Annotated in this window: 23 protein-coding genes, 1 tRNA gene and 3 pseudogenes; 11 read left to right on the top strand and 16 right to left on the bottom strand. The window is 51.9% G+C overall.

Annotated elements, in window-relative coordinates:
- Positions 1–358: 358 nt before the first annotated feature.
- A pseudogene (locus tag OSC10802_RS42570) lies at positions 359–924 on the top strand (glycine--tRNA ligase subunit alpha); the annotation flags it as partial.
- Between the two features lie 121 nt (positions 925–1,045).
- Here OSC10802_RS42570 and OSC10802_RS44995 read toward each other — a convergent pair.
- The 5 genes from OSC10802_RS44995 to OSC10802_RS0130530 form a co-directional block, all read right to left on the bottom strand.
- The gene (locus OSC10802_RS44995; RefSeq protein ID WP_082218376.1) at positions 1,046–1,684 is read right to left on the bottom strand and encodes a DMT family transporter; all 639 of its coding nucleotides are present in this window, start codon (positions 1,682–1,684) and stop codon (positions 1,046–1,048) included.
- A gap of 31 nt (positions 1,685–1,715) precedes the next feature.
- Positions 1,716–3,260 carry an SDR family NAD(P)-dependent oxidoreductase gene (locus OSC10802_RS46850; RefSeq protein ID WP_017720578.1) on the bottom strand — a complete coding sequence of 515 codons (1,545 nt, stop codon included), beginning with the start codon at positions 3,258–3,260 and terminating at the stop codon, positions 1,716–1,718.
- Positions 3,260–3,892, bottom strand: a complete 633-nt coding sequence (locus OSC10802_RS0130540; RefSeq protein WP_017720577.1) for a class II aldolase/adducin family protein — start codon at positions 3,890–3,892, stop codon at positions 3,260–3,262. The genes OSC10802_RS46850 and OSC10802_RS0130540 overlap by 1 nt, the downstream gene beginning before the upstream one ends.
- A gap of 55 nt (positions 3,893–3,947) precedes the next feature.
- Positions 3,948–5,093 carry an aromatic ring-hydroxylating oxygenase subunit alpha gene (locus tag OSC10802_RS0130535; RefSeq protein ID WP_026098958.1) on the bottom strand — a complete coding sequence of 382 codons (1,146 nt, stop codon included), beginning with the start codon at positions 5,091–5,093 and terminating at the stop codon, positions 3,948–3,950.
- Between the two features lie 98 nt (positions 5,094–5,191).
- Entirely contained in the window at positions 5,192–6,058 is an 867-nt protein-coding gene (locus OSC10802_RS0130530; RefSeq protein WP_017720575.1) for an SAM hydrolase/SAM-dependent halogenase family protein, read from the bottom strand.
- A 353-nt stretch (positions 6,059–6,411) separates the two neighbouring features.
- Here OSC10802_RS0130530 and glyQ point away from each other — a divergent pair, with 353 nt between their 5' ends.
- The 4 genes from glyQ (at position 6,412) to OSC10802_RS0130510 (ending at position 10,318) form a co-directional block, all read left to right on the top strand.
- Positions 6,412–7,305, top strand: coding sequence for a glycine--tRNA ligase subunit alpha (gene glyQ / locus OSC10802_RS0130525; protein WP_017720574.1), 894 nt, complete (start codon positions 6,412–6,414; stop codon positions 7,303–7,305).
- Between the two features lie 66 nt (positions 7,306–7,371).
- On the top strand, positions 7,372–7,851 hold the full coding sequence (locus OSC10802_RS0130520) for a DUF4079 domain-containing protein (RefSeq protein ID WP_026098957.1): 480 nt from the start codon (positions 7,372–7,374) through the stop codon (positions 7,849–7,851).
- 20 nt (positions 7,852–7,871) lie between these two features.
- Positions 7,872–10,187, top strand: a complete 2,316-nt coding sequence (locus OSC10802_RS0130515) for a ComEC/Rec2 family competence protein (RefSeq protein WP_017720572.1) — start codon at positions 7,872–7,874, stop codon at positions 10,185–10,187.
- Positions 10,188–10,231: 44 nt separating this feature from the next.
- Positions 10,232–10,318, top strand: a tRNA-Ser gene (locus OSC10802_RS0130510).
- A gap of 64 nt (positions 10,319–10,382) precedes the next feature.
- Here OSC10802_RS0130510 and OSC10802_RS0130505 read toward each other — a convergent pair.
- From OSC10802_RS0130505 to OSC10802_RS42555, 6 genes are all read right to left on the bottom strand, one after another.
- Positions 10,383–10,757: a type II toxin-antitoxin system PemK/MazF family toxin gene (locus OSC10802_RS0130505; protein ID WP_026098956.1), complete on the bottom strand. Its 375-nt coding sequence runs from the start codon at positions 10,755–10,757 to the stop codon at positions 10,383–10,385.
- Positions 10,738–11,031 (bottom strand): hypothetical protein, encoded by a 294-nt coding sequence (locus OSC10802_RS0130500; RefSeq protein WP_017720570.1) that lies wholly within the window; start codon positions 11,029–11,031, stop codon positions 10,738–10,740. The genes OSC10802_RS0130505 and OSC10802_RS0130500 overlap by 20 nt, the downstream gene beginning before the upstream one ends.
- A gap of 330 nt (positions 11,032–11,361) precedes the next feature.
- The gene (locus OSC10802_RS0130490) at positions 11,362–11,961 is read right to left on the bottom strand and encodes a DedA family protein (protein WP_017720568.1); all 600 of its coding nucleotides are present in this window, start codon (positions 11,959–11,961) and stop codon (positions 11,362–11,364) included.
- Between the two features lie 113 nt (positions 11,962–12,074).
- Positions 12,075–12,674: a DedA family protein gene (locus tag OSC10802_RS0130485; RefSeq protein ID WP_026098955.1), complete on the bottom strand. Its 600-nt coding sequence runs from the start codon at positions 12,672–12,674 to the stop codon at positions 12,075–12,077.
- Positions 12,675–12,744: 70 nt separating this feature from the next.
- Positions 12,745–14,022: an adenosylhomocysteinase gene (ahcY, locus tag OSC10802_RS0130480; RefSeq protein ID WP_017720566.1), complete on the bottom strand. Its 1,278-nt coding sequence runs from the start codon at positions 14,020–14,022 to the stop codon at positions 12,745–12,747.
- A gap of 112 nt (positions 14,023–14,134) precedes the next feature.
- Positions 14,135–15,181, bottom strand: a complete 1,047-nt coding sequence (locus OSC10802_RS42555) for a DUF389 domain-containing protein (protein WP_017720565.1) — start codon at positions 15,179–15,181, stop codon at positions 14,135–14,137.
- 343 nt (positions 15,182–15,524) lie between these two features.
- Between OSC10802_RS42555 and OSC10802_RS44985 the strand changes: the two genes are divergently transcribed.
- From OSC10802_RS44985 to OSC10802_RS51595, 5 genes are all read left to right on the top strand, one after another.
- A complete protein-coding gene (locus OSC10802_RS44985; RefSeq protein ID WP_017720563.1) occupies positions 15,525–17,204 on the top strand; it encodes a TRM11 family SAM-dependent methyltransferase in 1,680 nt (559 codons plus the stop codon).
- 66 nt (positions 17,205–17,270) lie between these two features.
- Entirely contained in the window at positions 17,271–18,149 is an 879-nt protein-coding gene (locus OSC10802_RS0130460) for a hypothetical protein (protein WP_017720562.1), read from the top strand.
- A 477-nt stretch (positions 18,150–18,626) separates the two neighbouring features.
- Positions 18,627–19,523 (top strand): hypothetical protein, encoded by an 897-nt coding sequence (locus tag OSC10802_RS0130450; protein ID WP_017720560.1) that lies wholly within the window; start codon positions 18,627–18,629, stop codon positions 19,521–19,523.
- A 436-nt stretch (positions 19,524–19,959) separates the two neighbouring features.
- A complete protein-coding gene (locus OSC10802_RS55945) occupies positions 19,960–20,094 on the top strand; it encodes a hypothetical protein (protein ID WP_017720559.1) in 135 nt (44 codons plus the stop codon).
- A complete protein-coding gene (locus OSC10802_RS51595) occupies positions 20,079–20,291 on the top strand; it encodes a hypothetical protein (protein ID WP_155968599.1) in 213 nt (70 codons plus the stop codon). The genes OSC10802_RS55945 and OSC10802_RS51595 overlap by 16 nt, the downstream gene beginning before the upstream one ends.
- On the opposite strand, the gene OSC10802_RS42535 is transcribed toward OSC10802_RS51595, so the two are convergent.
- The 3 genes and pseudogenes from OSC10802_RS42535 to OSC10802_RS42525 all read right to left on the bottom strand — a co-directional run.
- The gene (locus OSC10802_RS42535; RefSeq protein ID WP_017720558.1) at positions 20,282–21,742 is read right to left on the bottom strand and encodes a tetratricopeptide repeat-containing S1 family peptidase; all 1,461 of its coding nucleotides are present in this window, start codon (positions 21,740–21,742) and stop codon (positions 20,282–20,284) included. The genes OSC10802_RS51595 and OSC10802_RS42535 overlap by 10 nt on opposite strands.
- 3 nt (positions 21,743–21,745) lie before the next feature.
- On the bottom strand, positions 21,746–22,453 hold the full coding sequence (locus tag OSC10802_RS42530; RefSeq protein WP_017720557.1) for a S1 family peptidase: 708 nt from the start codon (positions 22,451–22,453) through the stop codon (positions 21,746–21,748).
- A gap of 288 nt (positions 22,454–22,741) precedes the next feature.
- Positions 22,742–23,185, bottom strand: a pseudogene (locus tag OSC10802_RS42525) (transposase); the annotation flags it as partial.
- Between the two features lie 79 nt (positions 23,186–23,264).
- Between OSC10802_RS42525 and OSC10802_RS48140 the strand changes: the two are divergent.
- Positions 23,265–24,131, top strand: a pseudogene (locus OSC10802_RS48140) (IS630 family transposase).
- Here OSC10802_RS48140 and OSC10802_RS51590 read toward each other — a convergent pair.
- Together OSC10802_RS51590 and OSC10802_RS0130420 are read right to left on the bottom strand one after the other, a co-directional pair.
- Positions 24,128–24,421, bottom strand: coding sequence for a hypothetical protein (locus OSC10802_RS51590; protein ID WP_155968596.1), 294 nt, complete (start codon positions 24,419–24,421; stop codon positions 24,128–24,130). The pseudogene OSC10802_RS48140 and the gene OSC10802_RS51590 overlap by 4 nt on opposite strands.
- A gap of 18 nt (positions 24,422–24,439) precedes the next feature.
- Positions 24,440–24,715, bottom strand: a complete 276-nt coding sequence (locus OSC10802_RS0130420; RefSeq protein WP_017720555.1) for a hypothetical protein — start codon at positions 24,713–24,715, stop codon at positions 24,440–24,442.
- Between the last annotated feature and the right edge of the window lie 216 nt (positions 24,716–24,931).

Here is a 24,931-nt window from a genome sequence, read left to right as displayed (position 1 = left end):
GGATCAAACTCTCCGTGGTGTTCTTTGAGTTTGTGACTCTCTCCCCAAAAGGGGAGGTTTTTGTTATAATGAAATCTCCAGGTTGCCCCGAAGACCTCTAATTGCTTTGACGAGGTTTTTGATGCTTTCTGGCTTTCAAACTATTCTTTTATCTAGGTTCGGTGCTGTGAGGGCGTCGGGCCGCTTGCGCTGCCTCTTTCCTCACCGCGCTTTACTACTGTAACAACCCCCAAAAAGTTTGTCAAGCTTTTTCGGGAAATTTTTTGAAAAATTTTTCAACCACCCTCAAACCCTTACACGGCGGTGGTTTCGCGGTACAGTAGGGGAGGCGTCTCCCGAGATAGCGAGAAAAAAACTTGTGAACTTTCAGTCCGTCATTGCCACCTTGCACCAGTTCTGGGCCAATCGCGGCTGCCTGATAGCCCAGCCCTACGACATTGAGAAAGGGGCCGGCACCATGAGCCCCCACACCTTTTTAAGGGCCATCGGGCCCGAGCCCCAGTGGCCTATGTGGAGCCCTGCCGCCGGCCCACAGATGGGCGCTATGGCGAAAATCCCAACCGCTACCAGCACTACTGCCAGTATCAAGTCCTGATCGAGCCCTCTCCCAATCACATCCAAGACATCTATCTGGATTCCCTGCGGGCCCTGGGCCTCCGTCCCGAAGATCGCGACATCCGCTTCGTGGAGGACAGCTGGGAGTCCCCCACCTTGGGCGCTTGGGGCGTGGGCTAGGAAGTCTGGCCCGACGGCATGGAAATCACCCAGTTCACCTACTTCCAGCAGTGCGGCGGCATCGACTGCCGGCCCGTGCCCATCGAGATCGCTTACGGGCTGGAGCGACTGGCCATGTATCTCCAAGAAGTCGATGCCTTTTACCGCATTTTTCAGGACTGGGTTGCTGCGGCAGATTTGCAGTTGCGCCGATCGCGAAAAATGGTGAGCAAAGCACGGCGACGTTAGGGCCATGACGACGGGAGCCGAGGAGCCGGGGATGAGGGCAAATTGGATCTCGCAGTAGGGTGTTGGTCAATGCTGGGATGAATCAATATTTTGCCAAGGCCGGCTCAGCAGGGATCAGCTCCGGTTCCAGGCTAACTTCTGGGATCTGGGCAGTTGGCTCAGCATTGGTGTGGTCTGCCATCTCTCCATCTCTAAGATGACCCAATTGCAGAGCTTCAGGTTCAGCCATTTCGATTTCTTTAGCCCCTGATTCCTCTGACGGTTGCAGGGGAACTTGGGACGATGCGGTGCCAGCAGGAGATGAAACCGCTGGCTGCTGCGGGATTTCCTCTGAAAGGGTAGATTCTGAAGTAAATGGGATCAGTTCCAAGATTAGCGTACCAGCTAAAATCAACGCGATACCAATCAGTTTAGGAGGATTAGATAACTCATTGAAGATGAATATTCCAATCACAGTCATTATGGTAATGCCCAGCCCACACCAGATTGCGTAAACGATACCGATTTCTAATCTTTTGACAGCTAGTGCAATCAGTATACATGTGCCACAGTAGCAGGCCAACATCAAAATAGAGGGTCCAACTTTCGTTAGACCTTCAGATAACTTTGTACAGGTTGTGCCTACAATTTCTAGCAAAATTGCAGAGCCAACCAATATCCAACTTAGAAGATCGCCTTCCATCATTCGAGAGATCGTACCTGACATCCACTCTGCTTTCATAACAGTCAAAAATTACTTCAAGTTTATTGAGTTATACCTGCTCCCGGGGCTCGATCAGGACTTCGTTAATTCCGACATTGGGCTTGGCCATAACTGCACCAACAATGCAGTCTGCAATATCAAACGGGCTGAGCAATTGTGAGTCCGAAGCCCACCCATGTCCCACCTTGAATTGCGGATTAATACCGAGTGCCTCAAGCGCCTTCGTGTCGCTATTGGTTCGCACGAGATCCGTTCGGACATCCCCGGGCTGAACATCGGTTATTTTAATGCCTTTACCACGAAGCTCTTTGCGCAGGTTCTGTGACAGAGTGGTGACAAAAGCTTTTGACGCACAATACACCGCCAACCCAGGGAACGGCATCTTGGCGGCATCACTGCTGACATTGATGATATGGCCAGATTTCTGCCCAATCAGCACAGGCAAGACAGCGCCGATGCAGTTGACCACCCCAGTGATGTTGACATCAATCGTTCTGGCCCATTCTTCAAAAACTCCGTTTTCCATAAAGGTGTAGAACATCACGCCGGCTGCGTTGATCAACACATCGACACGATCGTAACGCTCCATGACAGTGCCAACCAAACCCACCACTTGTTCGCGCTGTGTGACATCCGTCTCGGCGACGAAGCAAGCACCGCCTTGCTCCTCAATGAGTGCTTTCACTGTGTTGAGCTTGTCGGCATTCCTCGCGGCCAGGACGACGGTGGCCCCCTGAGCGGCCAGCGCGATCGCCGTCGAGCGGCCAATGCCAGAAGACGCACCCGTGCAAATAGCCACGCGACCTTTTAACCTTTGTGATTGAATAGAATATTTTTCAGTCTGGATCAACCAGTACGTTTTGATACCCTCTTCGATGTCTTGGAGCTTGTTCTTGAAGGCTTCAACCGTCTTGGCGAAGGCAGCGGCGGAATACTGTGCGCTGATTTCATCCTCCTGTGCCAGCAGACGATCGAGTTCGGTCTGGGTGTGATGGGTGTAGCTTTCTGTATCGTTGGTAACTTGAATCCGAATAAATGTATTGCGCTCGAACAACTCGTAATACTCTGACTGCATGAGCAGGTGATAACCCTTGCGATCGAGCACTGCCTGTTGCTCTTGGGTCAATGGCTGATCGGAGATACCATAATCAGTGGCAAGGAATTTGCCACCGGGCTTGAGCCATGACCTGACCTTCTGAAGAAGTTGATTTTTTCGCTCGTTATCGAAGTGCAACAGGGCATCTCGACAGATGATGTAGTCAAAGGAGTTGCTGTCAAAATGCGTAGCGATGACATCGCCGAGGATAAATTCACACTTGGACGAACGTTCCTCTGCCACTCGTCTGGCGTGTTCGATTAGCTCCGCTTCCTGATCAATGCCAGTGACTTGAGCCCCATACTTATCCTCAAGATAGAAAGCGCTGCCTCCTAAACCGCAACAGATGTCCAGGATATGTGTGCTCGCTCCGAGATCCTCATCCGCAAAGAGTGCGTCAAGATAGGCTGACCCGCCGCAGGACATGAACCCTTCACCAAAGGCTATTTCAAATAGCCTCACGTTCGACCTACTGTATTGTTTTTCAGTTACCGGCATCACAAAACTCCTGATTGTTTGAGGTTTTCCAGGTACGAACTGGGGCACTCAGGGATCTGGGTTTCAGCCCGATCGACACCCAGCATCCTCGTCATCTTGGCTGCCTGCTCAAGGTTCAATGCGGTGTACAGACCCCATTCGATGGACTTGCTGCCCAACAAGCAGCCGTGATGAGCCAGCAACAAGATATCAGACCCTTTTTTGAATTGATCGGCACAGGCGGCGGCAAGCTGCTGAGTGCCCGGTTGAATGAATGGCAGGATAGCGACCCTGCCAGCCAGGTAGTAGGTATGATCGACGGTGATAGTCCTGATGTTGATATTGGCAGTGGCGAGCAGGGTGGCTTGCTGGGGGTGAAAGTGCAACAAGCAGAGGAAATCTGGCCGCGCTCGATAGCCGGCGAGATGCATCGCCGTCTCGGAGGATGCTCCTGCAGGAACATCGCCGTCCAGTTTAAAGGATACGAATGAGTCAATATCGAGTTCATCAAGACACGCGCCTGAACGTGTGATGGTTATCTCGTTGGCTTCTGCGTCGTAGGTGGACAGGTTGCCACCATCAGCGATAGTTAGCTCGGATCTGACTATCTTTTTTCCCAGTGCAATCAGTTTGTATGCGTTCTCTTCGATCATGGGGCACTCATATACTCCGCTGTCAGTCTCCAGCGCGGGGAGGATGTCACTCTACCTATCTGGTCTGAAGGTATTGATCAATGGCTTTCAAATAGAGCCCATGAAAGTGATGAACTCCGTGTTCGCTTTCACCCTTGTCGTTTCCACTGCACACGACGAAACGCCCCCCTTTTTCGTAGGCAGGTGTCTTCATGCCCCGATGCACGCTTTCAATAATATCGATATCTTCCTGCTGTAAAACTTTGTCGATATATTCAATCGCTTCCATCTGCTGAGGAGTTGGGGTGGATTCTTGGAAGAAGAAATCGAAGGTTTCGATAGTCGTTTCCGCATCAACTGGAATGAAGTGCCAGACCATCCAATTCGGATCGCCTGGGTAACGCAGCAAGCCGGTATTGGGCCACAGCCACCAGAGGAAATGTTCTTGGACGCTTGCCCCTTCAACGTTGTAGGCTGAGTTATTGGTCATGCTCACCGGCCCAATTTGGCTGGAGTAAATATCGTAAGTTGTGACCTGGTAATTATGCATATCCAGTAACGTTACGAGATCTTTGTGGGCCACCGGACAGTGATAGCATTCCAAAAAATTATCGACTGCGATCTTCCAGTTGCCCTTGACACGATAGGTGAGTCGGTAGGAATGGGTAAGCGTCTCTAGGTCAGGGGCATATTGTAGAATTTCACGGGCGAGCTCGCCTGATTGAAGGGACAGCGGTTTGGCCTCTGGATTGAGATTGACGAAGAGCATGTGACAGAACTCTTCTATTTGAACCGGCATCATCCCGAAATCGTCACAGTTAAAGCCTTCAATGGTATTTGAATGTCGGGCTGAGTGGAGGGTTCCGTCTAGGTTGTAGACCCAAGCGTGATAAGGACAGACCAGGGTTTTAATGTTGCCTCGATCCTTAACTAGCTCATGGCCACGATGCCGGCAAACGTTGTAAAAGGCCCGCAACACACCCTCGCGATCGCGGAGGACTGCGATCGGTCGCCCCTGAATATCTATGGTGATATAGTCTCCGGGATGACGGAGCTGCTCCACATGGCAAACATACTGCCAGCTGTTGTAAAAGATTGCCTCCCGCTCAATCTCCAGAATATCTGGATTGATATAGGCCCGAGCTGGCAAAGAGTACGAACATTTTGGAGCGCTATTAAAATGTTCAGTTAAGGTTTGTAGCTCACGAATTGAGACAGTCATTTTTCAACCTCCGAATCTGGTTTGGGTATATGCTAGCTGATGATTGTTGGTGCTTTTTAGGTTGGTGGTACAAGATAAAAAAAATAAGGCTTCATTTCCTAAATCTCGAATGAAAGGACCCTGGACTGCTTTTCAGAATTATGAGAGCCACTCTGAATATCTAAAACTACCGAATCTCCGATTTTTAGGTTAAATATCTTTGCAAATGAGCCCATGTTGACAGCCATCTCTATTCTTCCATAATCGTCTTTTAATATGAGAGGCTCTCCTTCGGCAACATCGCTAAATGTCCGGCCAATTGGCAAACATAAACTCTCAGCATGAGAGCGTTTTATTTTAATGCTGTCTTTCTGGTCTAATCCTAATTCTTTCCAAAGTTCATATGTTATGTTCAGATGAACAGCCCCAAACCGGCTAATTTGGATAACGGTAGCGTATACTAAGTTATCAACAACCACAGCCTCATCATATACTGCCCCTACTAGATTGTTTACATCAATACTGGTTCCGAATTCATCAAATGAAACGCCATTTGATAGATGGGCAGCAGCTGGAGCAAATATATCTCGGCCTTGGAATATCTGTGAAATTGGTGTCCGTATGTATTTAGTATTTTCAATTGTAGTAGCTTTTACGATCCCCCCCAAACTCCTTGCTGCGGGAATTAGAATCCCGTTATCTGGGCCAAGCAACCAATCACCACGGGACGTTTCTAAGATCAGCGACTTACGGTCAGACCAGACCCCGGGATCGCATATACATACATGAGCACCAACTGGAAGAAAAGCAACCTGCTCTAAGGTTCTTGCTGCCGCAATAATATTAAATGGAGGCAATTCATGCGTTAAATGAATAACATGTGCGTGAGGAGATATTGACAATATAACGCCTTCCATTAGCCCTCCTCCCTGACCTTGGGCACCAAAATCAGTTGTTAAAGTAACAAATGCTTTTTTTCTATTCATAGAACTTCAATCAACGTCATGTACACATGATTCTAATGCTCAGTGATATCTTCTTATCACACGCTGATTTCTCACGGGGCCTTTCCCCCGCCAACTAGCTAATCGGACGCGAGTTCATTTTCAGGCGATAAATCTTTCACCTCTCGGTGCATCGGGTCTTAGCAGCGGTTTCCCACTGTTGTTCCCATCCCGTATCTTGGTTCGGTGCCGTGAGGGCCATCTGGTCGCTCGCGCTTCCCTTTTCTCACCGCGCTTTACTAGATTAAACTTTTCTAAGCCCTCAAACCCTTACACAGCCGGAGGTTCGCGGTACAGTAGGGGAGACGTCTCCTGATATCTCGAGGAAAAAACTTGTGAACTTTCAGTCCGTCATTGCCACCTTGCACCAGTTCTGGGCCAATCGCGGCTGCCTGATAGCCCAGCCCTACGACATTGAGAAAGGGGCCGGCACCATGAGCCCCCACACGTTTTTAAGGGCCATCGGGCCAGAGCCCTGGTCAGTGGCCTATGTGGAGCCCTGCCGCCGGCCCACGGATGGGCGCTATGGCGAAAATCCCAACCGCTACCAGCACTACTACCAGTATCAAGTCCTGATCAAACCCTCTCCCAATAACATCCAAGACATCTATCTGGATTCCCTGCGGGCGCTGGGCATCCGTCCCGAAGATCACGATATCCGCTTCGTGGAGGACAACTGGGAGTCCCCCACCTTGGGCGCTTGGGGCGTGGGCTGGGAAGTCTGGCTGGACGGCATGGAAATCACCCAGTTCACCTACTTCCAGCAGTGCGGCGGCATCGACTGCCGGCCAGTGCCCATCGAGATCACCTACGGGCTAGAGCGACTGGCCATGTATCTCCAAGAAGTCGATGCCTTTACCAAAATTCGCTGGACAGATCAGGTCACTTATGGCGATGTCCACCTTCAGGGAGAAATTGAGCAGTGCACCTATAACTTTGAAGCCTCCAATCCCGATATGCTGTTCACCCTGTTTGGCCTTTACGAGCGGGAGGCGGAGCAGCTGGCGCAGCGCGGGCTGGTTCTTCCCACTCTGGACTGCGTACTCAAGTGCTCTCACACATTCAACCTGCTGGACGCTAGAGGGGTGATTGCGGTGACAGAGCGCACCCGCTATATTGGCAAGATTCGCAATTTGGCCCGCCGTGCCGCTCAGCTGTATTTGCAGCAGCGAGAGCAGCTGGGTTTCCCTCTGGATAAAGTGCGGGAGGCTCAGCCCCTGGCGGTTTGATGAAATTTGTATTATTTTAAACCGCAGGAACTGCGAACTTCCAGAGAACAAGAGGTGGTTAAACGGATGGTTAATTTGAGTGAGCTGCTCGAACCGATTGCAGCGCAATTCCGCAATCTGGGAATTCCTGAGCCTATCACCCACTGGGGTCATCCGGTGATGATGGGAATTGTGGTGTTTGTCATGGGCAGTTTTGTCGGGTGGACCGGCTGGCGCGGGCGTGTGCTGGCTGAGGAGGCGGCGGCGACTGAAAGCCGGTCTTTCCACCGCAAATTAGCACCCCCGATGTTCCTGTTTGTGGCGCTAGGCTCCACCGGCGGTTTGCTGTCTCTGGTGATGCAGCACAAGCCGGTGCTGGAAAGCCCCCATTTCTGGACCGGCTCTATTGTCCTCCTATTGCTGGCGATCAATGGCGCGATTTCTCTTTTCGGTTTTGCCGGCAATAAAGCCGCTCTGCGGACGGCTCACGCTTATCTGGGCACTGCTGCCCTCGGCATCATGTTCCTGCACGCGATCTTCGGTTTGCAACTGGGTCTGTCTATATAAATAGAGTGGAGCGGTGAGCGATGACTCCTGTCGGTGGCGTCATTCTCTGTCTGGCTTATATCCTCGGATTGCTGTCGGTGGCAATTCCCTGGCGGCTGTTTGGCGTGCCGGCAGGCGGTTTGGCCGTGCTGGCTTTGGGCGTGGCGGCGGCAATCTCCCTGCCCCGCGTCTGGCGCACCGGCCCGAAATTCTGGCTTTGGCTGGCTGCCGGCACGGTCGGATTCCTGGCAACTCTCTATTTTCAGGCGCGAACGCCGCAACCGGCAGCGAGTGATGTCAGTCGGTTTGCCCCACCGGCAGATGGCATGGCCCAAGAACAAAAGGTTGTGGTCTGGGGCGTTGCTGGCAGCACGCCTCGCCTCACCCGCTCTCAAAAGGCTCAATTCTGGCTGGAGGCGACTGACCTCAAGCAGATTGTCTCGGAGGGAGCCGCACCGGCATTCTACCAAAACCCATCTGCCGGTGAAACTGAGAAAGTGACCGGCAGACTCTATGTAACGGTGCCCCTGCTCCAGGCCACTGGCCTGAATCCTGGCCAGCTGGTGGCAGTCACCGGCAAGCTATACCAGCCCAAACCGCCGGCAAACCCTGGCGGTTTTGATTTTAAAGCTTATTTGGCTGCGCAAGGCTGCTTTGCCGGTCTGGCTGGGCGTCAAGTCAGCGTACCAGACACCGAAATAAAACCCAGATGGGGGTGGTGGGCGGTGCGCCAGCGCATTGTCCGCTCCCAAGTGCGGTGGCTGGGCGTCCCTGAAGGCCCACTGGTCAGCGTCATGGCTTTGGGGAAGCTAGCAGCGGATCTGCCCCATGACATCCAAGACCGGTTTCGTCTGGTTGGGCTAGCCCACGCGCTCGCCGCGTCGGGAGCCCAAGTTTCGATGATTTTGGGGGTGATGCTGGCGCTGATGGGGCGCTTTTCCGCCCGGACGCAATTTATAGCCGGCACGAGTGCTTTGGTGATTTTTACAGGTTTGGCGGGTTTGGAGGCTTCTGTATGCCGTGCGGCTTTGATGGGTTTCGGGGCGTTAGTGGCTCTGGTAATGGAGCGCAAGGTGAAGCCGCTGGGCTCACTTCTGGTCGCCGCAACCCTTCTGCTGATCTTTAATCCGCTGTGGATCTGGGATTTGGGGTTTGAGCTGAGTTTTCTGGCAACGATGGGATTGGTGGTGACGGTGCCTGCAATCACGGCACGGCTGGACTGGATGCCGGTGGCGATCGCATCTGGGTTCGCTGTTCCCCTAGCCGCCTCGGTATGGACGCTACCGCTACAGCTGTATTGCTTTGGCTTGGTATCTCCTTACAGTATCTTTGTCAATATCATCACCACTCCCCTGATTGCGCTGATCAGTCTCGGCGGTTTTGCCAGCGCTATGGCCGGATTCATCTGGCCACTGGCGGGAAGTGGGCTGGCTTGGCTGCTGTTGCTGCCGGCACAAGTGCTGCTGGGAATTGCGGGGTTTTTCAGCCAGTTACCGGGCAATACTGTGGCCACCGGCACTATCTCGGTACTGCAGCTGGTGGCGCTCTACGGCATAATTGTCTGGGTCTGGCTGGGCAAGTGGTGGCACAAGGGGCAGCGCTGGGGTTTGGCTTTGCTGTTTGCTGCCAGTCTGGTGCTGGTGCCGGTGTGGCACGCTCAGGCGACTCTGTTTCGCGTCACGGTGCTGGCGACATCAGGGGAGCCGGTGCTGGCTATCCAAGATAAGGGGCGGGTGACTTTAGTGAATAGTGGGGATGATAGGGCGGTTCAGTTTACTGTCCTGCCTTTTTTGCAGCAGCAGGGGGTCAATCACATTGACTGGGCGATTGCCACCGGCTCCCAACTCGGCACCCGCAGTGGCTGGAATCAGCTTCTCAATCGCTTGACAGTTAAAAGTTTTTATGGTATAGAGTCTTTATCTGGTGTGAGTGCTGTTGCCGAGAAGTCTTACCAAGCGCTACCGGTGGGGCAGCCGGTGCCGGTGGGCTCGACCGAGGTTCAGTTGCTGAACGCTCAACCGCCGGTGCTGCAATTGCGGATTGGGGGACTAACTTGGCTGTTGTTGGGCAATCTCAAGCCGGCTGAGCAGCAGGACTTGCTGGCAAAAGGACGCCTGATGCCGGTGGGAGTGCTGTGGTGGGCTGGGGGGAAGCTGAATCCGGGTTTGCTGGAGGCGCTCAAACCGGCAGTGGCGATTGCCTCGTCGAGGTCTGTCGATCCTGAGACGGCGGCTCGGCTGACTCAGGGCAAAACGCTGCTATACTGGACGGAGCGGGACGGTGCGGTCGGGTGGACTCCTGACGGCGGGTTTGAGGCAATGGTGGAGGGAGCGGAAAATAAAGCCGCCCTGCTGTGAAATGCCGGCAGACCTGCTATAATATAGACGTGACCGAAACACCTGGAGAGGTGGCAGAGCGGTTGAATGCGGCAGACTCGAAATCTGCTTTGGGGGTTACTCCAACGTGGGTTCAAATCCCACCCTCTCCGTTGACAGTGGCGATGAAGTTAAGAAGTTCAAGGCGCTGTCTTAAACTGACTGCATACTGCTATATTAGATATCCCATTCGATGACAGCAACAATGGCAGCAGCAATCTCTAGCATCGTAACCTCAGACACATTCCCCAGTCGGCGGATGAACCTTTGCAAATCTACACCCCTCAGTTGCAAAGCGTCAATTGCAGAAACTTTGCTTAAACCATTCGTGGCATCCGGCTCAATTTTGACGTGCCAGAAATTTTGGGAGAAGTAAGGTTTCCAGTCTGTAATCGGAGCAATAAGTTTGATAGGGAGCTTGCCCACTGCATCAGAACTCATGATAACGGCGGGGCGCACTTTCTTGATTTCGGCACCAAGAGTAGGGTCGAAGTTTACCAACCAAATTTCTCCCCGTTTGGGTATATCATGGCTAGCAGTCGATGATGTCACCTGTCATTAACTCCTGCCATTCAGAATCTTGTTGATAGTGAGCGATCGCTGTCTCAGCTTGACTTTCGAGAATACGTCTGCGTTCAGCTATTGGTAACTTTAGGAAAGCAAGACGTTGCTCTAAGGAAAGAGCCTGCTTGTCAGCAGGATAAGGAGTCGTCTCTGGAACTAGAATAACGACTTCGACAGTTTGCCCCACTGAAAGGCTCGGTTCTTGAATTTCAATTCGGTTTCCAGGCAAAACTTTGGCTGTGAGATATAAGGTTGATTTCACTACTCCTATTTCCCCTCGCACTGAAAAAGTTACATTAACTGCAGTCGGGACTCAAAGCTTCAGTCTGATCTTGAGTCAGGTTTTGGCAAAAACCCGCTTTGCCAGCAAAGCAAGCTTCTGTATCCTATGATAGCACCGGCACCCAGCGCCAGCAACGTTAATCCGCGCTACCTGACAGCAGTCACATCAACAGGGTGGCGGCAAAACCCACCTGGGGATGGAGGGGGTTTCCCCCCCGCGCCGGCTTTCCCTGCCGGCTGTGCAGCACACAATATAGATGCAGCCCGATTTGAGAGCGAATAGCCGCGCTGTAGCAGCTAGAGGGCTGTTTCAATGCTTGCTCGCTCTATGCTCTTGAATGATATGAATAACTGAGGGCGCAAAAGAAACAACAATAATCGCCCCAACAATCGGCAATAAATACTTGTCCACATCAGGAATGATTCTTCCCAGATAATACCCCATGAGCGTCAGTCCGAAAGTCCAAAGGAAGCCGCCGATCAGGTTGTAAAACATAAATGTCCGGTAACGCATGGCAGCAATACCGGCAACGATTGGCGCGAAGGTGCGGACGATTGGCATGAAGCGCGCCAGCACTATGGTTTTCTTGCCGTGCTGTTCATAAAAGTTTTGGGTTTTCACCAAATGTTTTTTATGAAACAGCCAAGAATCTTCTCTGTCAAAGAGCCGGCGGCCAAATCTGTACCCAGTGGCGTAGCCAACATTATCGCCGAGAACGGCACAGACGAAAGCGCCAAATAGGAGAGAGCGAATGTCAAAGAAACCGGGCTGTGAGGCGATAAACCCAGCAGTAAAGAGGAGGCTATCTCCCGGAAGGAAGAAACCAATCAGCAATCCCGATTCGGCAAAAATAATGGCCCACACGCCAAATAAGCCGATTGATTTGATAAGTTCTGGCAATTCAGGCATTTGAAATTCTCCCAGTGGAAGTAAGGGTGGGAACAAGTTCCCGCACAGCCGGCAGACTCACCGGCATCCCCGGCATCCCCGGCGCTCGCGCCGGGAAATGCCATCAATAGGTGTCAATCTCTCAGTCTCTTTCTCAAAACCCAGAGAATAAATGCTATAATGATAGTGACCAGCACAACTTTGGAAACTGGTTCAATGTATTGTTCCACTAGCTCGTAGTTATCGCCCAGCAAGTAACCGGCAACTGTCAGGAACCCGACCCACAGTGTTGTGCCAATGGTAGAGTAAAATAGGAAGGGCAGCACCGGCATGTTGGCGAGGCCGGCGGGAATGGATATCAGCGTGCGAACTCCGGGCACAAGCCGGCAGAAAAACACGGCTTTATTCCCGTGCTGGTCAAACCATCTCTTAGCCTTTTCGATGTCGTGCGCGGAGATGGAAATCCACTTGCCATATTTGTCGGCCAAGGTTTTCAACCGCTGCTCTCCCAACAGCTTGCCGGCATAATACCACGGAAGTGCGCCGGCAACGGTTCCCACAACTCCTGCAAAAACCGCCGGCGCAAAATCCATTTTGTTCTGGGCTACCGTGAACCCTGCGAGCGGCATAATTAGCTCCGAGGGGATGGGGGGGAAGAGGTTTTCCAAAAACATCAGCATCCCAATTCCCACATATCCAAGGGAAGTCATGGTGCTAGTTATCCATTCCTGCATGGGGTCAATTCCTTATTCTCTACGATAAAGGGTGGGCTGCTGCCCACCCCAGTGTCTACTTGCTAGTGGCTCAAGTTCCGGACGTCCAGGAATTGATGTACTCAATTTGAGCGGGCGTCAGGGTGTCAATAGCAATCCCCATCGCTTGCAGTTTCAGCAGCGCAATTGCTCGATCGACTTCCACCGGCACGGAATGCAAGCCAGGTTCCAAGTTGCCTTTGTTCTTCACCAGGTACTCGCAGGCGAGGGCTTGGTTGGCAAAGCTCATATCCATAACGGCGCTGGGGTGCCCTTCTGCGGCGGCGAGGTTGATCAGCCGGCCTTCGCCCAAGACTACCACAGATTTGCCGCTCTTGAGGCGGTATTCTTGGGTGAATGGGCGCACTGCCGCTACGTCAGAGGCGAGAGTTCCCAGGGCTTTGAGGTCGATTTCAATGTCGAAGTGCCCGGAGTTGCAAACAATTGCGCCGTCTTTCATCGCCTCGAAATGTTCGCCGCGAATGACGTGCTTGTTGCCGGTGACGGTGATGAACAAGTCGCCTTCAGCGGCGGCTAGGTCCATTGGCATGACGCGGAAACCGTCCATGACGGCTTCAATGGCGCGAACGGGGTCGATTTCGGTGACAATAACATTGGCTCCCATCCCTCGGGCGCGGAGGGCGGTGCCTTTCCCGCACCAGCCGTAACCGGCAACGACGACATTTTTCCCGGCGAGCAGGATATTGGTGGCGCGGATGATACCGTCTAGGGTAGACTGGCCGGTGCCGTAGCGGTTGTCGAAGAAGTGCTTGGTGTCGGCGTCGTTGACGTTGACGGCGGGGAAGGTGAGCACGCCGTCTTTGAACATGGCGCGCAGGCGAACGATGCCGGTGGTGGTTTCTTCGGTGGTGCCAATCAGATCCGCGATTTGGTGCGGGCGTTCTTGGATCAGGGTGGCAACCACGTCGCTGCCGTCATCGATAATGATGTTGGGCCGGTGGTCGAGGGCGATTTGGACGTGCCGGTGGTATGTGGCGTTGTCTTCGCCTTTGTAGGCATACACTGAGATGCCGTGCTCGGCGACGAGATAGGCGGCGACGTCATCTTGCGTGGAAAGGGGGTTGCTGGCGATCAGCACCGCATCGGCACCACCGGCTTTGAGTGCTAGCGCTAGGTTAGCCGTTTCTGTGGTAACGTGGCAGCAGGCGACCAAGCGGATGCCGGCGAAGGGCTTTTCTTGGGCGAAGCGGTCCCGAATTTGCCGCAGCACCGGCATTTCCCGACCGGCCCACTCAATGCGCTGCTTTCCAAGGGGCGCGAGGGACAGGTCTTTTACTTCGTATTTTAACTGGACTTGAGTTGCGGTCATAGACTTGGTTGCTCGACAAACTCCACCTTAACAAACCTGAGTGCCTTACGTCACGAAAATCCAGAAACCGGGTTTCTTAAAGAAACCCGGTTTCTTAAAGAAACCGGGTTTCTTAACCCGCCTTAACCGCCCGGGCTGGGGCTAGGCGTCGTGGGCCAAGACTTTTTTTGAGTTCGCGTGTGGGGGGTGAGGTGCCGGTGGACCGGATTTCCTTAATTTGACTGACTTGAAAGACTAGGCTGAACCGGCGTCCCAGTTTTCGGTAAAGGTAGTCCTCTACTTCGCTCACTTGCTTTGGGGTTACGGGTGTTTTCGCCCGCACACTTAAGTAGATTTCAGGGGGGTGTTTGTTCCAGTCTACCTCGATGGGCTTCATCAAATCAACTTGCTGTCCCACTGTAATGGTTTCGCGGAGCAGTTTTTCTTTGAGTGTGGCTTGTACGGCGGCTTTTGTCAGCAGCGCCCACAAACTGAGAAATAGGGGGACTATCAGGATGCCGGTGAGGGCAAGTATCCAGCCTAAGGCGCGCCCCAGTTTGCTGCCTTCTAGATAGTACCCGCCCCAGATGAAGACGAGCATGCAGGCTAGGGTAATGCCCAAGAGGTTGGTGAGATAGAGCAGGAATGCGCCCCAACTCCCCGCCCAGTATGCCTGGGAGAGGCTGATTCCGACGGCGCACAGGGGGGGCATGAGGGCGACGGCTATGGCGGTACCGGCAAGGGCGTCGCTGATTTTGGGCCGAATTTTGGCAAAGCCGCTAATCGCCCCTGCTGCCACTGCTACGCCTAAATCGGCTAGAGTGGGTTGGGTGCGAGCCAGGATTTCGGGGGTGAATTCCGATGCCGGCAGGTTGAAGGCGCGCCCGACGAGCCCGGAAAGGGCGATCGCAATGCCGGTGCCAGCGGTTACGGATATTAGGCTTTTGCGGAAAAGCACCACGTCTCCTTCTAGCGCCCCCAAGGCTAATCCCCGCAGGGGTAGCATCAGGGGGGCAATAATCATGGCTCCAATGATGACAGCCGCACTGTTGCTGAGCAAGCCAAATGTGGCGATCAGGCAAGCGCTAATGGTGAGCGCGAAATAGTTCAGATCGGGCTGGGAGTCTTCTAGCAAGTTCTGGCGAAGTTTTTCCAGGGCTTCTGGAGAGGCTTTGGACATAGGTGTGGGTTGGCAGTGCCGGTGCGGTGAAAGTCTCCTGCTGTCAGGGCGAGTCCGCCACAATAGAGTATAGGTCTCGTTTAGCTTTCCTGGCTCTGCTGTGGAGCGAGAAAAGGCAAGATGTCTATACTATAGCAAGAAGGTGTTTTGTGGTGGGGCGCTCTATTATTCACGGGAGAGCGATTGATAATGTAGCACTGTTGCGACGCGCAGCTGATCCTCACGGTTTTGCTGTTGAGGGGATAGGGGAGCGACGTATTCTATTCTATTACAAAAAATTCAATCTTGCGCAGGGCAAAATTGAGCGAGAACATTTGATAGATTTTGGGGTGCAAAGGGATCCATGAAAGTTGTTTTTTACTGGCGCGATTACAAGTATCTGCCGTATGAAAGAGCGCTCGCCGCACAGGAGTTGTTGGGATTGTTTGGGCGGGAGCCGGTTGTGACGGAGGATGGGCTGTCTGTTGAGGGGGATGCCGGTTGGGAAAGTGCGGCTTACCGGACAACTTATTTTCGGGAAGCTGTTGGGGAAGATGGCTCTCGAATTGTTCCGCTGCAAGCTGTTTTGGAAGCTGCTGCGCTCGGGAAACGGCAAGGGCGAAACCGGCAGAAGACTCGCTACTCGGCGCACGGCATTCACGAGTATCGCGGGAAGTTTAATCCGCAAATTGTTCGGGCGATTGGGAATATGTTAGGATTAAAGGGGGGGGATTGGGTGCTCGATCCGTTCTGCGGGAGTGGCACAACTCTGCTGGAAGCGGCTCATATTGGGTGGAATGCAATTGGGGTAGATTGCAATCCTCTGGGGGTGATGATTGCGCGAGCTAAAATTGTGGCGATGCGTGTGCCGGTGGGGGAATTGTTGGGAGAAAGTGAAAGTCTGAAAGAGAGGCTGTGTGAAATTTGGCACCTGGCGACTGGAAGTCGCGGCTATACAAACGAAACCCGCCTGCGCGGGTTTTGGGATGCGGGTGAGGGGGAAAGGGATTTTGGGACAGGCGAGACGCCTGTCCTACGTCTGGAAACACCGGCACACGCTTTTAGTGAGGAGCAAATACGGTTTATTGGTGGGGAAGGTTGGGAATATCGGGTGCCGAGTTTGGAGTATTTGCGGCTGTGGTTTGCGGAGTCGGTGCTGGTGCAGCTGGCGGCGATTTTGGGGGAAATTGAGAGGGTGCGATCGGTGCCGGTGCGGCTGATTCTGCGGGTGATATTGAGTGATATTGTGCGGCAGGTGTCTCTGCAAGAACCGGCTGATTTGCGGATGCGCCGGCGCAAGAGTTCGCCAGAGAATGCGCCGGCTATCCCGCTGTTCTTGGCGGCGGTGACAGATAAGGTTGGGGCGGTGATGGCTGCTAGGGAGTATATCACGGAGGTGCCGGCGGTGCGAGAGGCTTTGTTAGGAGATTCGCGGACTTGTGCCGGTGTGGTGAGGGGGCATTTTTCGCAACAGTTCAATGCGGCAATTACGAGTCCGCCGTATGCAAGTGCGCTTCCTTATATTGAGACGCAGCGTTTGAGTTTGATGCTGCTGGGATTGATTGGGGGTGATGAGATTCGGGAAACTGAAAGGAGTCTGATTGGAAGTCGGGAGATTAGTGTCGGAGAGCGATTGCAGCTGGAGGGGGAAATGCTGCGCAATGAGAGCCGGTTGCCTTATGATTGCTGGGTGCGGTGTCAGGAGTTGAGGGGTGCGATAGATAGCAGCAGGGATGGGTTCCGCCGGCAGAATGTGCCGGCACTCCTTTATAAGTATTTGGCGGATATGGCGGTGATGTTTGGGGAGGTGGGGGAGTTGCTGGGTGCCGGTGCGCCTTTTGCGCTGGTTGTGGGGCGGAATAAGACTGTGTTGGGAGGGCGGAGTTTTACGATTGACACGCCTGATTTGCTGGCTTTGTTGGCGGTGGATAGGGGTTGGGCGGTGCGGGAGAGGATGGAGTTGAATACGTTCCGCCGGTTTGATGTTCATCATGTGAATTCGATTCGCTCGGAGACGTTGCTGATTTTGGAAAAGCGGGGGTAAGTGTGGGGTGCCGGTGATATAATGGTTGGCATATACACGAGGGTGCTTTACTCTAAGTGCAGGCTAATGACTCGCTTTATTCACGACCAATTCGCTAAAGACTATCTGGAGGAACTGCTATCGCCCTATGGGGAGGTGCAAGCGCCACGCCGCGTGGCGGGAGAAGCCAGACAAATCGATGTTTGGTTCGCACCGGCACCCCAGTCAGCCGGCGCTCCTGAAGTGCTAGGATTGTTAGGGCGATTTGCGGCTACTTCCTGTCTGTTTGAGCCTTTCCGCAATCCAGCGACTCCCCAAGAAATTTGCGACTGTCTGTTAAAAATGTTACAGGTGCGGGGAGAATACCAGCGGGAGGCAAATCGGAATAATACCAGCATTCAAGAGGCTGCTTTGCCGAGATTGTGGATTCTCACGCCCACGGCATCAGCTGCGCTGGTATCGGAATTTCGCGCTATAATAGATGACAACTGGTTGCCCGGAATTTACTTTATGGCCAATCCTCTGCGGACAGCCATAGTAGTCATTCACCAGTTACCCCGCACTCCAGAAACCCTGTGGGTGAGGATTCTCGGTAAGGGAAGCGTGCAAAAGCAGGCGATTGACGAACTGGAGACACTGCCGGTGGACAGTCCATTCCGCTCGAATGCTCTGCGGTTGCTGAAGAACTTGCAAAAGAACTTAGGAATCACTCAAAATGTAGATGAGGAAGATCGGGAGTTGTTTATGCGATTAGCACCACTTTACGACCAAGATATAGAACGCGCTACGCGGGAAGGTGAGCGGCGAGTGGTAGAAAACTTGCTGCGAGTACGCTTCGGCGAATTAGATGAGCAACTGTCAGCAATTATTGAGCCATTGCTGGCGTTGCCGGCAGAGGAGTTTACTCCTATATTGCTGCAATTGTCTAGTCTCTCCCGCGAGGAACTCTTAGCGCGGTTTGCATAAGGGAAAGGTGGGTTGCGTTCAACCGCGCAACCCACTCTACAATGGGGGGATAAACAACCACGGGCGAGTGGAAATTGCTTTCAAACCCGCGAAGGCGGGTTTTGTCTGTATAGCCGCGACTTCAGTCGCCAGGATCTTAGCATTCAGCGAGTATAAATATTTCCTCCCGGCGATGGGAAAGCGCTATAAACCAGCGCGGGAAACCGAGATCCCCGGCGATTGGAAATCGCAGCTATACAAACGAAGTCCGCCTTCGCGGACTTAAGAGGCAAGGAAATATTAGCGCGGTTTGCATAAGGGGAAGGTGGGTTGCGCTCAACCGCGCAACCCACCCTACAATTCCGGAAACACCCACCGGCAATTGTAAAGTCCCGGCAACAAACGAAGGCAGCCGGTGCGTAACAAACCAGTAGAACTCGCTTTGTCTGATAAAATAGTATCATATACACGAGTGCTATCTACTCAAGTTACAGACAAATGACTCGCTTCATACACGACCAATTTGCCAAAGACTACCTGGAGGCAATGCTATCGCCTTACGGCACAGTGCAAGCGCCACGCCGCGTGGCGGGAGAAGCCAGACAAATCGATGTTTGGTTCGCACCGGCACCCCAGTCAGCCGGCGCTCCAGAAACGCTGGGACTGCTAGGGCGATTTATGGCTACCCCCTGTCTGTTTGAGCCTTTCCGCAACCCTGTGACTCCTGAACAAGTTTGCGGCTGTCTCTCAAAGCTGCTGCAGGTGCAGGAGGAATACTACCGGGAAGAAAATCGGACTAAGACCGGCAGCCGACAAGAGTCCGCTTTGCCGAGATTGTGGATTCTCACGCCTACGGCATCGGAAAATCTCTTGTCGGGATTTCGTGCTACAATAGATAAAAGCTGGATGCCTGGTGTTTACTTCATGGCTGACTACCTCAGGACGGCGATAGTAGTAATCCACCAGTTACCCCGCACCCCAGACACCCTCTGGCTGAGGGTTCTCGGCAAGGGGACAGTCCAGAAGCAAACGGTTGATGAACTTGAGGCACTTCCACCCAATAATTCCTTAGGGTTGAATGCCTTGAAGTTGCTGAAGTCCTTTTTTAATAACTTAGGCCCCCTTGAAAGTTTAGATCAGGAAGATCGGGAGGTGTTTGTGCGGTTACAAGAACTTTACGACCGAGATATGGAACGAGCTACGCGAGCGGGACAGGAGCAGGGAATCCAGCGAGGTCAACGCCAAGTTGTAGAAAACTTGCTGCGAGTCCGCTTCGGCGATCTAGACGAGCAACTGTCAGCAATTATTGACCGATTGATGGCGTTACCGGCAGAGGAGTTTACTCCCTTGCTGCTGCAATTATCCCGCGAGGAACTCTTGGCGCGGTTCGCGTAAGGGGAAGGTGGGTTGCGCTCAACCGCGCAACCCACCCTACAATTCCGGGGAGAAACATCCCCCGGCGATTGGAAATTGCTTTCCAACCCGCGTTGGGCGAAGCCCTTCCCGAAGGGTAGGCGGGTTTTGTCTGTATAGCCGCGACTTCAGTCGCCAGGATCTGAGCATTCAGCGAGTAGAAATATCTCCTCCCGGCGATTGGAAAGCGCTACAAACCAGCGCATAAAACCGAGATCCCCGGCGATTGGAAATCGCGGCTATACAAACGAAGTCCGCCTTCGCGGACTTAAGAAGCAAGGAAATATTAGCCCGGTTCGCGTAAGGGGAAGGTGGGTTGCGATCAACCGCGCAACCCACCCTACAACATTCGGCATTTCATTAGAAAAGTGAACCGGCAGGGATTTGATGGCTCTTTTCCAGGCAACGGCATCCGTTTATGCTATACAAGCAATATCGCCTAGCCATCCCCTCTAACGATGAGTATTCTCTGCCTCAACTGCGGATGATGATTCGGGAAGTGGAGGAGATTATACAGGAAGAAATCGCAGCTGAGGTGTGGAATCGCCTATAGGCGCGTCAGACGTGCCGGTGAGAAAACCCTCGGACACCCGCACCCCGCAAGCGGCGATGGGGTTGGGTGCCGGGTTCACCCCCCGTGGCGCGTGGCGAGATGGAGTGAGGCGCAATTTATCTGCAATCAGCCATCCGCACCAGTCGGGAGTTAAGGCGCTTTGGCTGACTCTGCTCTGTGTGACAAGTTACTTCTGAAGCTGTTTGAGAAGTTCCTGTGCTATTTGGCACTTAGGGTGCCTTTGTGCGCAGTAGAGTTGTGCCGCTTTCTGTAAATCCTCTATCGCCCCCTGTTTATCTCCCAACTCAGCACGGGCAATACCCCGGTTGGCGTAGGGTGTAGCTAAGTCAGGCTTGAGTTCAATGGGTTTGCTGTAATCGGCAACTGCCCCCTGTTTATCTCCCAAGTCAGCACGGGCAGCACCCCGGTTGTTATAGGCAAACGGGTGAGGCTTGAGTTTAATCGCTTGGCTGTAGGCATCTATTGCTGCTGGGTAGCGTTTTAATTTTTGCAGCACATAGCCTCGCAACAAATAAAAAACAGAATCTTTGTCGTTGAGGGCAATTGCTTTATCAAAAGATGCCAGCGCCTCTGGGTATCGTTTCAAGTTGTAAAGCGCTTCACATCGCTTGCGCCAAGCTTCATATAAATTTGGGTTTATTTCAGTCACTCTGTCAAAAGATGCCACAGCTTCTTGATATTTATCCTGATCGCTAAGCGCCAATCCGCGTGCGTACCAAGCTTGATAGAACTTTGGCTTGAGTTTAACCGCTTCGTCAAAAGCCGTCACGGCTTCATCGTATTCAAATATGCGCCACAACTGATTGCCATAATTCACCCAATCCGTCTCCCTCGCACCGCTGGCAGGTTGTTCTAGAGGAAATAATAAAGCAAGCATCAAAGCTGATTTTACTTTACTCACTGGCAGAGGGGCCGATGTTTCTACGATCAACCACTCTGGTTTTATCCCTGCTTTTGCAGCTAAATTTAAGAAAGTCCTCACCGGCACCCCTAAACTGTAACCCAGCTGATATGTTATCTCTCCTTCCGCACCGGCGTTAATCCCAATCACCCGCCCGCGAGTATCCAATACCGGCCCCCCGCTCATCCCGCCTTGAGTTGTATTGGTGTAAACTAGCTCGTAGCCGTTCGTTAAAGAAAAAGAGTCTTTCGCAAGAATAGCCCCTGCTTCTTGACTGAACTTCAATCCACTGGTAAACAGCCGGGAGGAGTTGCTCGCGCCTTTTACCCCCGACCACCCAGAGACGAAAACAATTGCAGGTTCTTTTATATCATATTTTGCCAAAGTCGCCACAGAATAAGTTTCGTTGCTCTGGAACTGCAGCACCGACAAGTCAACCCCCTCCAGTCTTTTCACCGTGCCATAGTTCACCGGCACTCTCGCCCCATCCGGCGTCACAACCTGATATTTACCTTCCTTCTCCACCACATGATCAGCTGTGAGGACATAATAAGTATTCCCCCGCTTGGCAACAATCACCCCCGAACCATTCCCATTTAGCCCATCAATCCGCACCGTAATCTCAGCAGCTTTTTTGTTCACCTCCGCTGCAATGCCGGTGAGGGGTGGAATCGCGCTGTTTCCCACTCTTTCAGGCGCTACCTCAGCCAATATCTGCACCGGCACCCCCTAACTCAAGCGGTTCATCTGCTGCAACTGCGCCTCGCTGGGGCGGGAACCGTCCTCAAATCGGTAGGCATCCGCCAAAATCGGAAAAGCACTCATGCCATTAATGCCAGTCACCTCACCAAAATAGTTTAGCACCGGCCCGCCACTCATCCCCTGCTGGATATCATTAGTATACCCGATGCGGTAGCCCCCCCGCAATGCCTTATCCGGTAAAAGTTCAATTTTCCCGGCACTCACGATCGGGCGATCCGAGTCAAACGGAAACTCCGCCGCCAAAACCTTATCTCCCACCGCAAAAGAACGCCGGTGTCCCAGCGCCGCCACCGCATACTCTTCCGCCGCCCGAAACTCCAGCAGCACCAAATCCTTCCCCTGAAAATCGGCATTTTTAACCACCAATGCCGTGTGGGTTTTGCCGTCCGGCGTCCCGATGCTATACGGCTGTCCCGGTGTCAGGACGTGCTGGTTCGTCAGCACCGTATAAACCCCCTTTTGCTTGCCGATCAGCGTCCCCGAACCGGCCCCATTTTTGGCCAGCACCTTGACTGTAATTGATGCCGCTAGCTTTTGCAACTCCTCCTCGGATAGAGGCGCGGCGACTTGCTCCAAAGTTGCCGGTTGGGGGGCGCATCCCCCCAGAGAAATTGCCGATGCCGGTAGCAGGAACAGTCCAAAAGCAGCAATCCAAATTAGCGAATTTCGATTCATCTTTCTGTGTATAATATAGTATTCACGAATTAACAACCTGTAGGACAGGCGTCCCGCCTATCCCCTCTCTCCCCCCGCAGGACGTAGGACAGGACCACAGCAAAAGCCCCTCACCCCCCAGCCCAATCCAACGCACAGCGTCCGATAGTAATGGTGGGGTCAAAGGAGGAATCGGGGTCTTGTGAATGGTACAATAAAGGGCCTGCCACTCGTGGGCTTCAAGAATTGTATCACAAGGCGCATCAGGGCAAAAGTGTTGAATTTCGTTACAAAACTTTACATTTTAGCTTAAATTTCTCCAGCCCTGAGTAAAAATGCTTTCCCAGAGAGGAGTCGTTCTATCCAGTGGACATAGCTGATTTCTTGACACATACAACATTGAAGATAGCGGAGGTTATCTAGTAGCGTAGTCCCCCATTTTTTAGGAATATTTACTATCTTTAATATGAGGTAAGCTATCAGCGACACATAAATTTGTATGGCTATATTATTTACATTCCTAGGAATCATATTGTCCAATTTTAGGTGAGTTTTAAGAAACTTCCATAACAACTCTATGTGCCAGCGATATCTGGAAATTTCCATAAGCTCTTCATCGGACACTTCGTCCCGCTCCAGATTGGTGGCCAATCTATACTCGGCGGGCTTTTCAATATCACAAAAGTTAACAACTCTATATATTCCTGAGTTCTTCCCTGTCCCTACTATAAAATGTCCATTGGTTTCAGAGAATTAAAGTTTGTATAGCACTTGTCATTTAGGTCAAAACGTGCTAAAATACTAATAAAGATCCTTTAAGAGTCTATTATATATGCCAGTACCTTACAGCTATGACCTGCGCCAAAAAGTAGTAGCTGCCGTAGAACGCGGCATGAGTATAGTTGAAGCTGCTCGGGTCTTTGACGTGAGCCGCAGTACAATTTACTAGTGGCGCAAGCGTCAGTCCGCGACTGGGGACTTGAAACCGGAGTCAGGCTATCAACAGGGATGGGGACATAAAATCGAAGACTTGGAGTCTTTTCGGGAATTTGTCCTGGCCAACGGAGAAAAAACTCAAGCTCAAATGGTGCGAGCATGGCCACGAAAAATCAGTCCTTCTACTTTCAGTCGCGCCCTTAAAAAAATTGGATTTACTCGCAAAAAAAACTTACGGGTACATTGAAAGGGATGAGGTTTCAAGACAGGAGTTTTTAAAGCGTCTTGAAGGCAACGCCCCAGACAGTATGGCTTTTGTGGATGAGTCCGGTATAGATAATCGAGAGGATTATCCCTATGGATGGTGTGACAGGAGTGAAAGGTTTTACGCCTTTAAGTCTGGTCGCCGCAAGCAAAGAGTGAGTATAGTAGCCGCTTTAAGAGGCGAGAGCTTGATAGCACCACTAACCTTTGAGGGCTCTTGTAACCGTCAGCTCTTTGAAAGCTGGGTCGGGACTCAACTTATTCCCGTTTTAAAAGCGGGCCAAATTGTGATTTTAGATAATGCCAGTTTTCATAAAGGTGGGAGGATTGAGGAACTGATTAAATCAGCGGGGTGCGATTTAATTTATTTACCGCCTCCCCAGACCTGAATCCAATTGAAAGATGTTGGGCAAGACTTAAAAACTATATCCGTCAAGCTCTCATCAGGGGTGAGGAGTTAAGGCAATCAGTTGATGCAGCAGTTTTATCTATGTCCTAACCTAAGTGCATACTGCTATAGCTGTTAGGGATGCGCAATACAAAATACTTCTTTGACTGGCTCGCCACCCGTAAAAAATTTAAACCAGAAAAGCCCCTATCCATTACTGATACGCCGTTAGAGGGCAAAGTATCTAATATCTCTTGACCGTATCTGTAGTCAGAGTCGTATCCAAAATTTATTAATTTTTCTTCGGAACCTCCTGTTGTTAAGTTTAAGGAGCTAACAAGCTTGACTTGATAGTATTCTGGCAGCCAAAGCAATTTACTTGTCAGAATAATGACGTTCAAATCAATTAGATATAATTTTTATTTTTTGACTACAAATTTTTCATTAAACTGTTTATAAACCATTAAAAATAGCTCTCGATTTCTGCGCTTATTAGCTTTGGATAAAATTGAAATATTGATTTCTAAGCCCCTGGCATTGAGTCGCTTGAATATATCTCTCATACTGGTCAAGCTTTTATCCATTGCATAGCTCAACCCTATGGATAAATACAAGCGGGTATTTAGGACAGGATAATCATTTGTGGGCACAGATGCCAACCATTTTTGGACAAGCTTGGGAAAAGAGTAGAGCACAGTTTGTTAACAAGATTTATTTGACACTATCCGAAAACATAGCACGTTTTGGGCGCTTTTTTGTGTCGAATTGTTAAGATTCAACACTTGTGGCATCAGGGTGGCGACGCGCTTCATAGGTCAGCCATAATAAACGCCAAGCCACAATACTGTAAGTTGCTATTGCCCTCTCTATACGGTCTGCTGTTTCTAGTTGCAGTTGTTCGAGCCGGCAAC

Origin of the sequence: Kamptonema formosum PCC 10802 (genome assembly GCF_000332335.1) — a bacterium.
In the GTDB taxonomy this organism is placed as follows: domain Bacteria; phylum Cyanobacteriota; class Cyanobacteriia; order Cyanobacteriales; family Oscillatoriaceae; genus Oscillatoria.
This window is presented reverse-complemented; position numbering and strand designations above follow the sequence as displayed.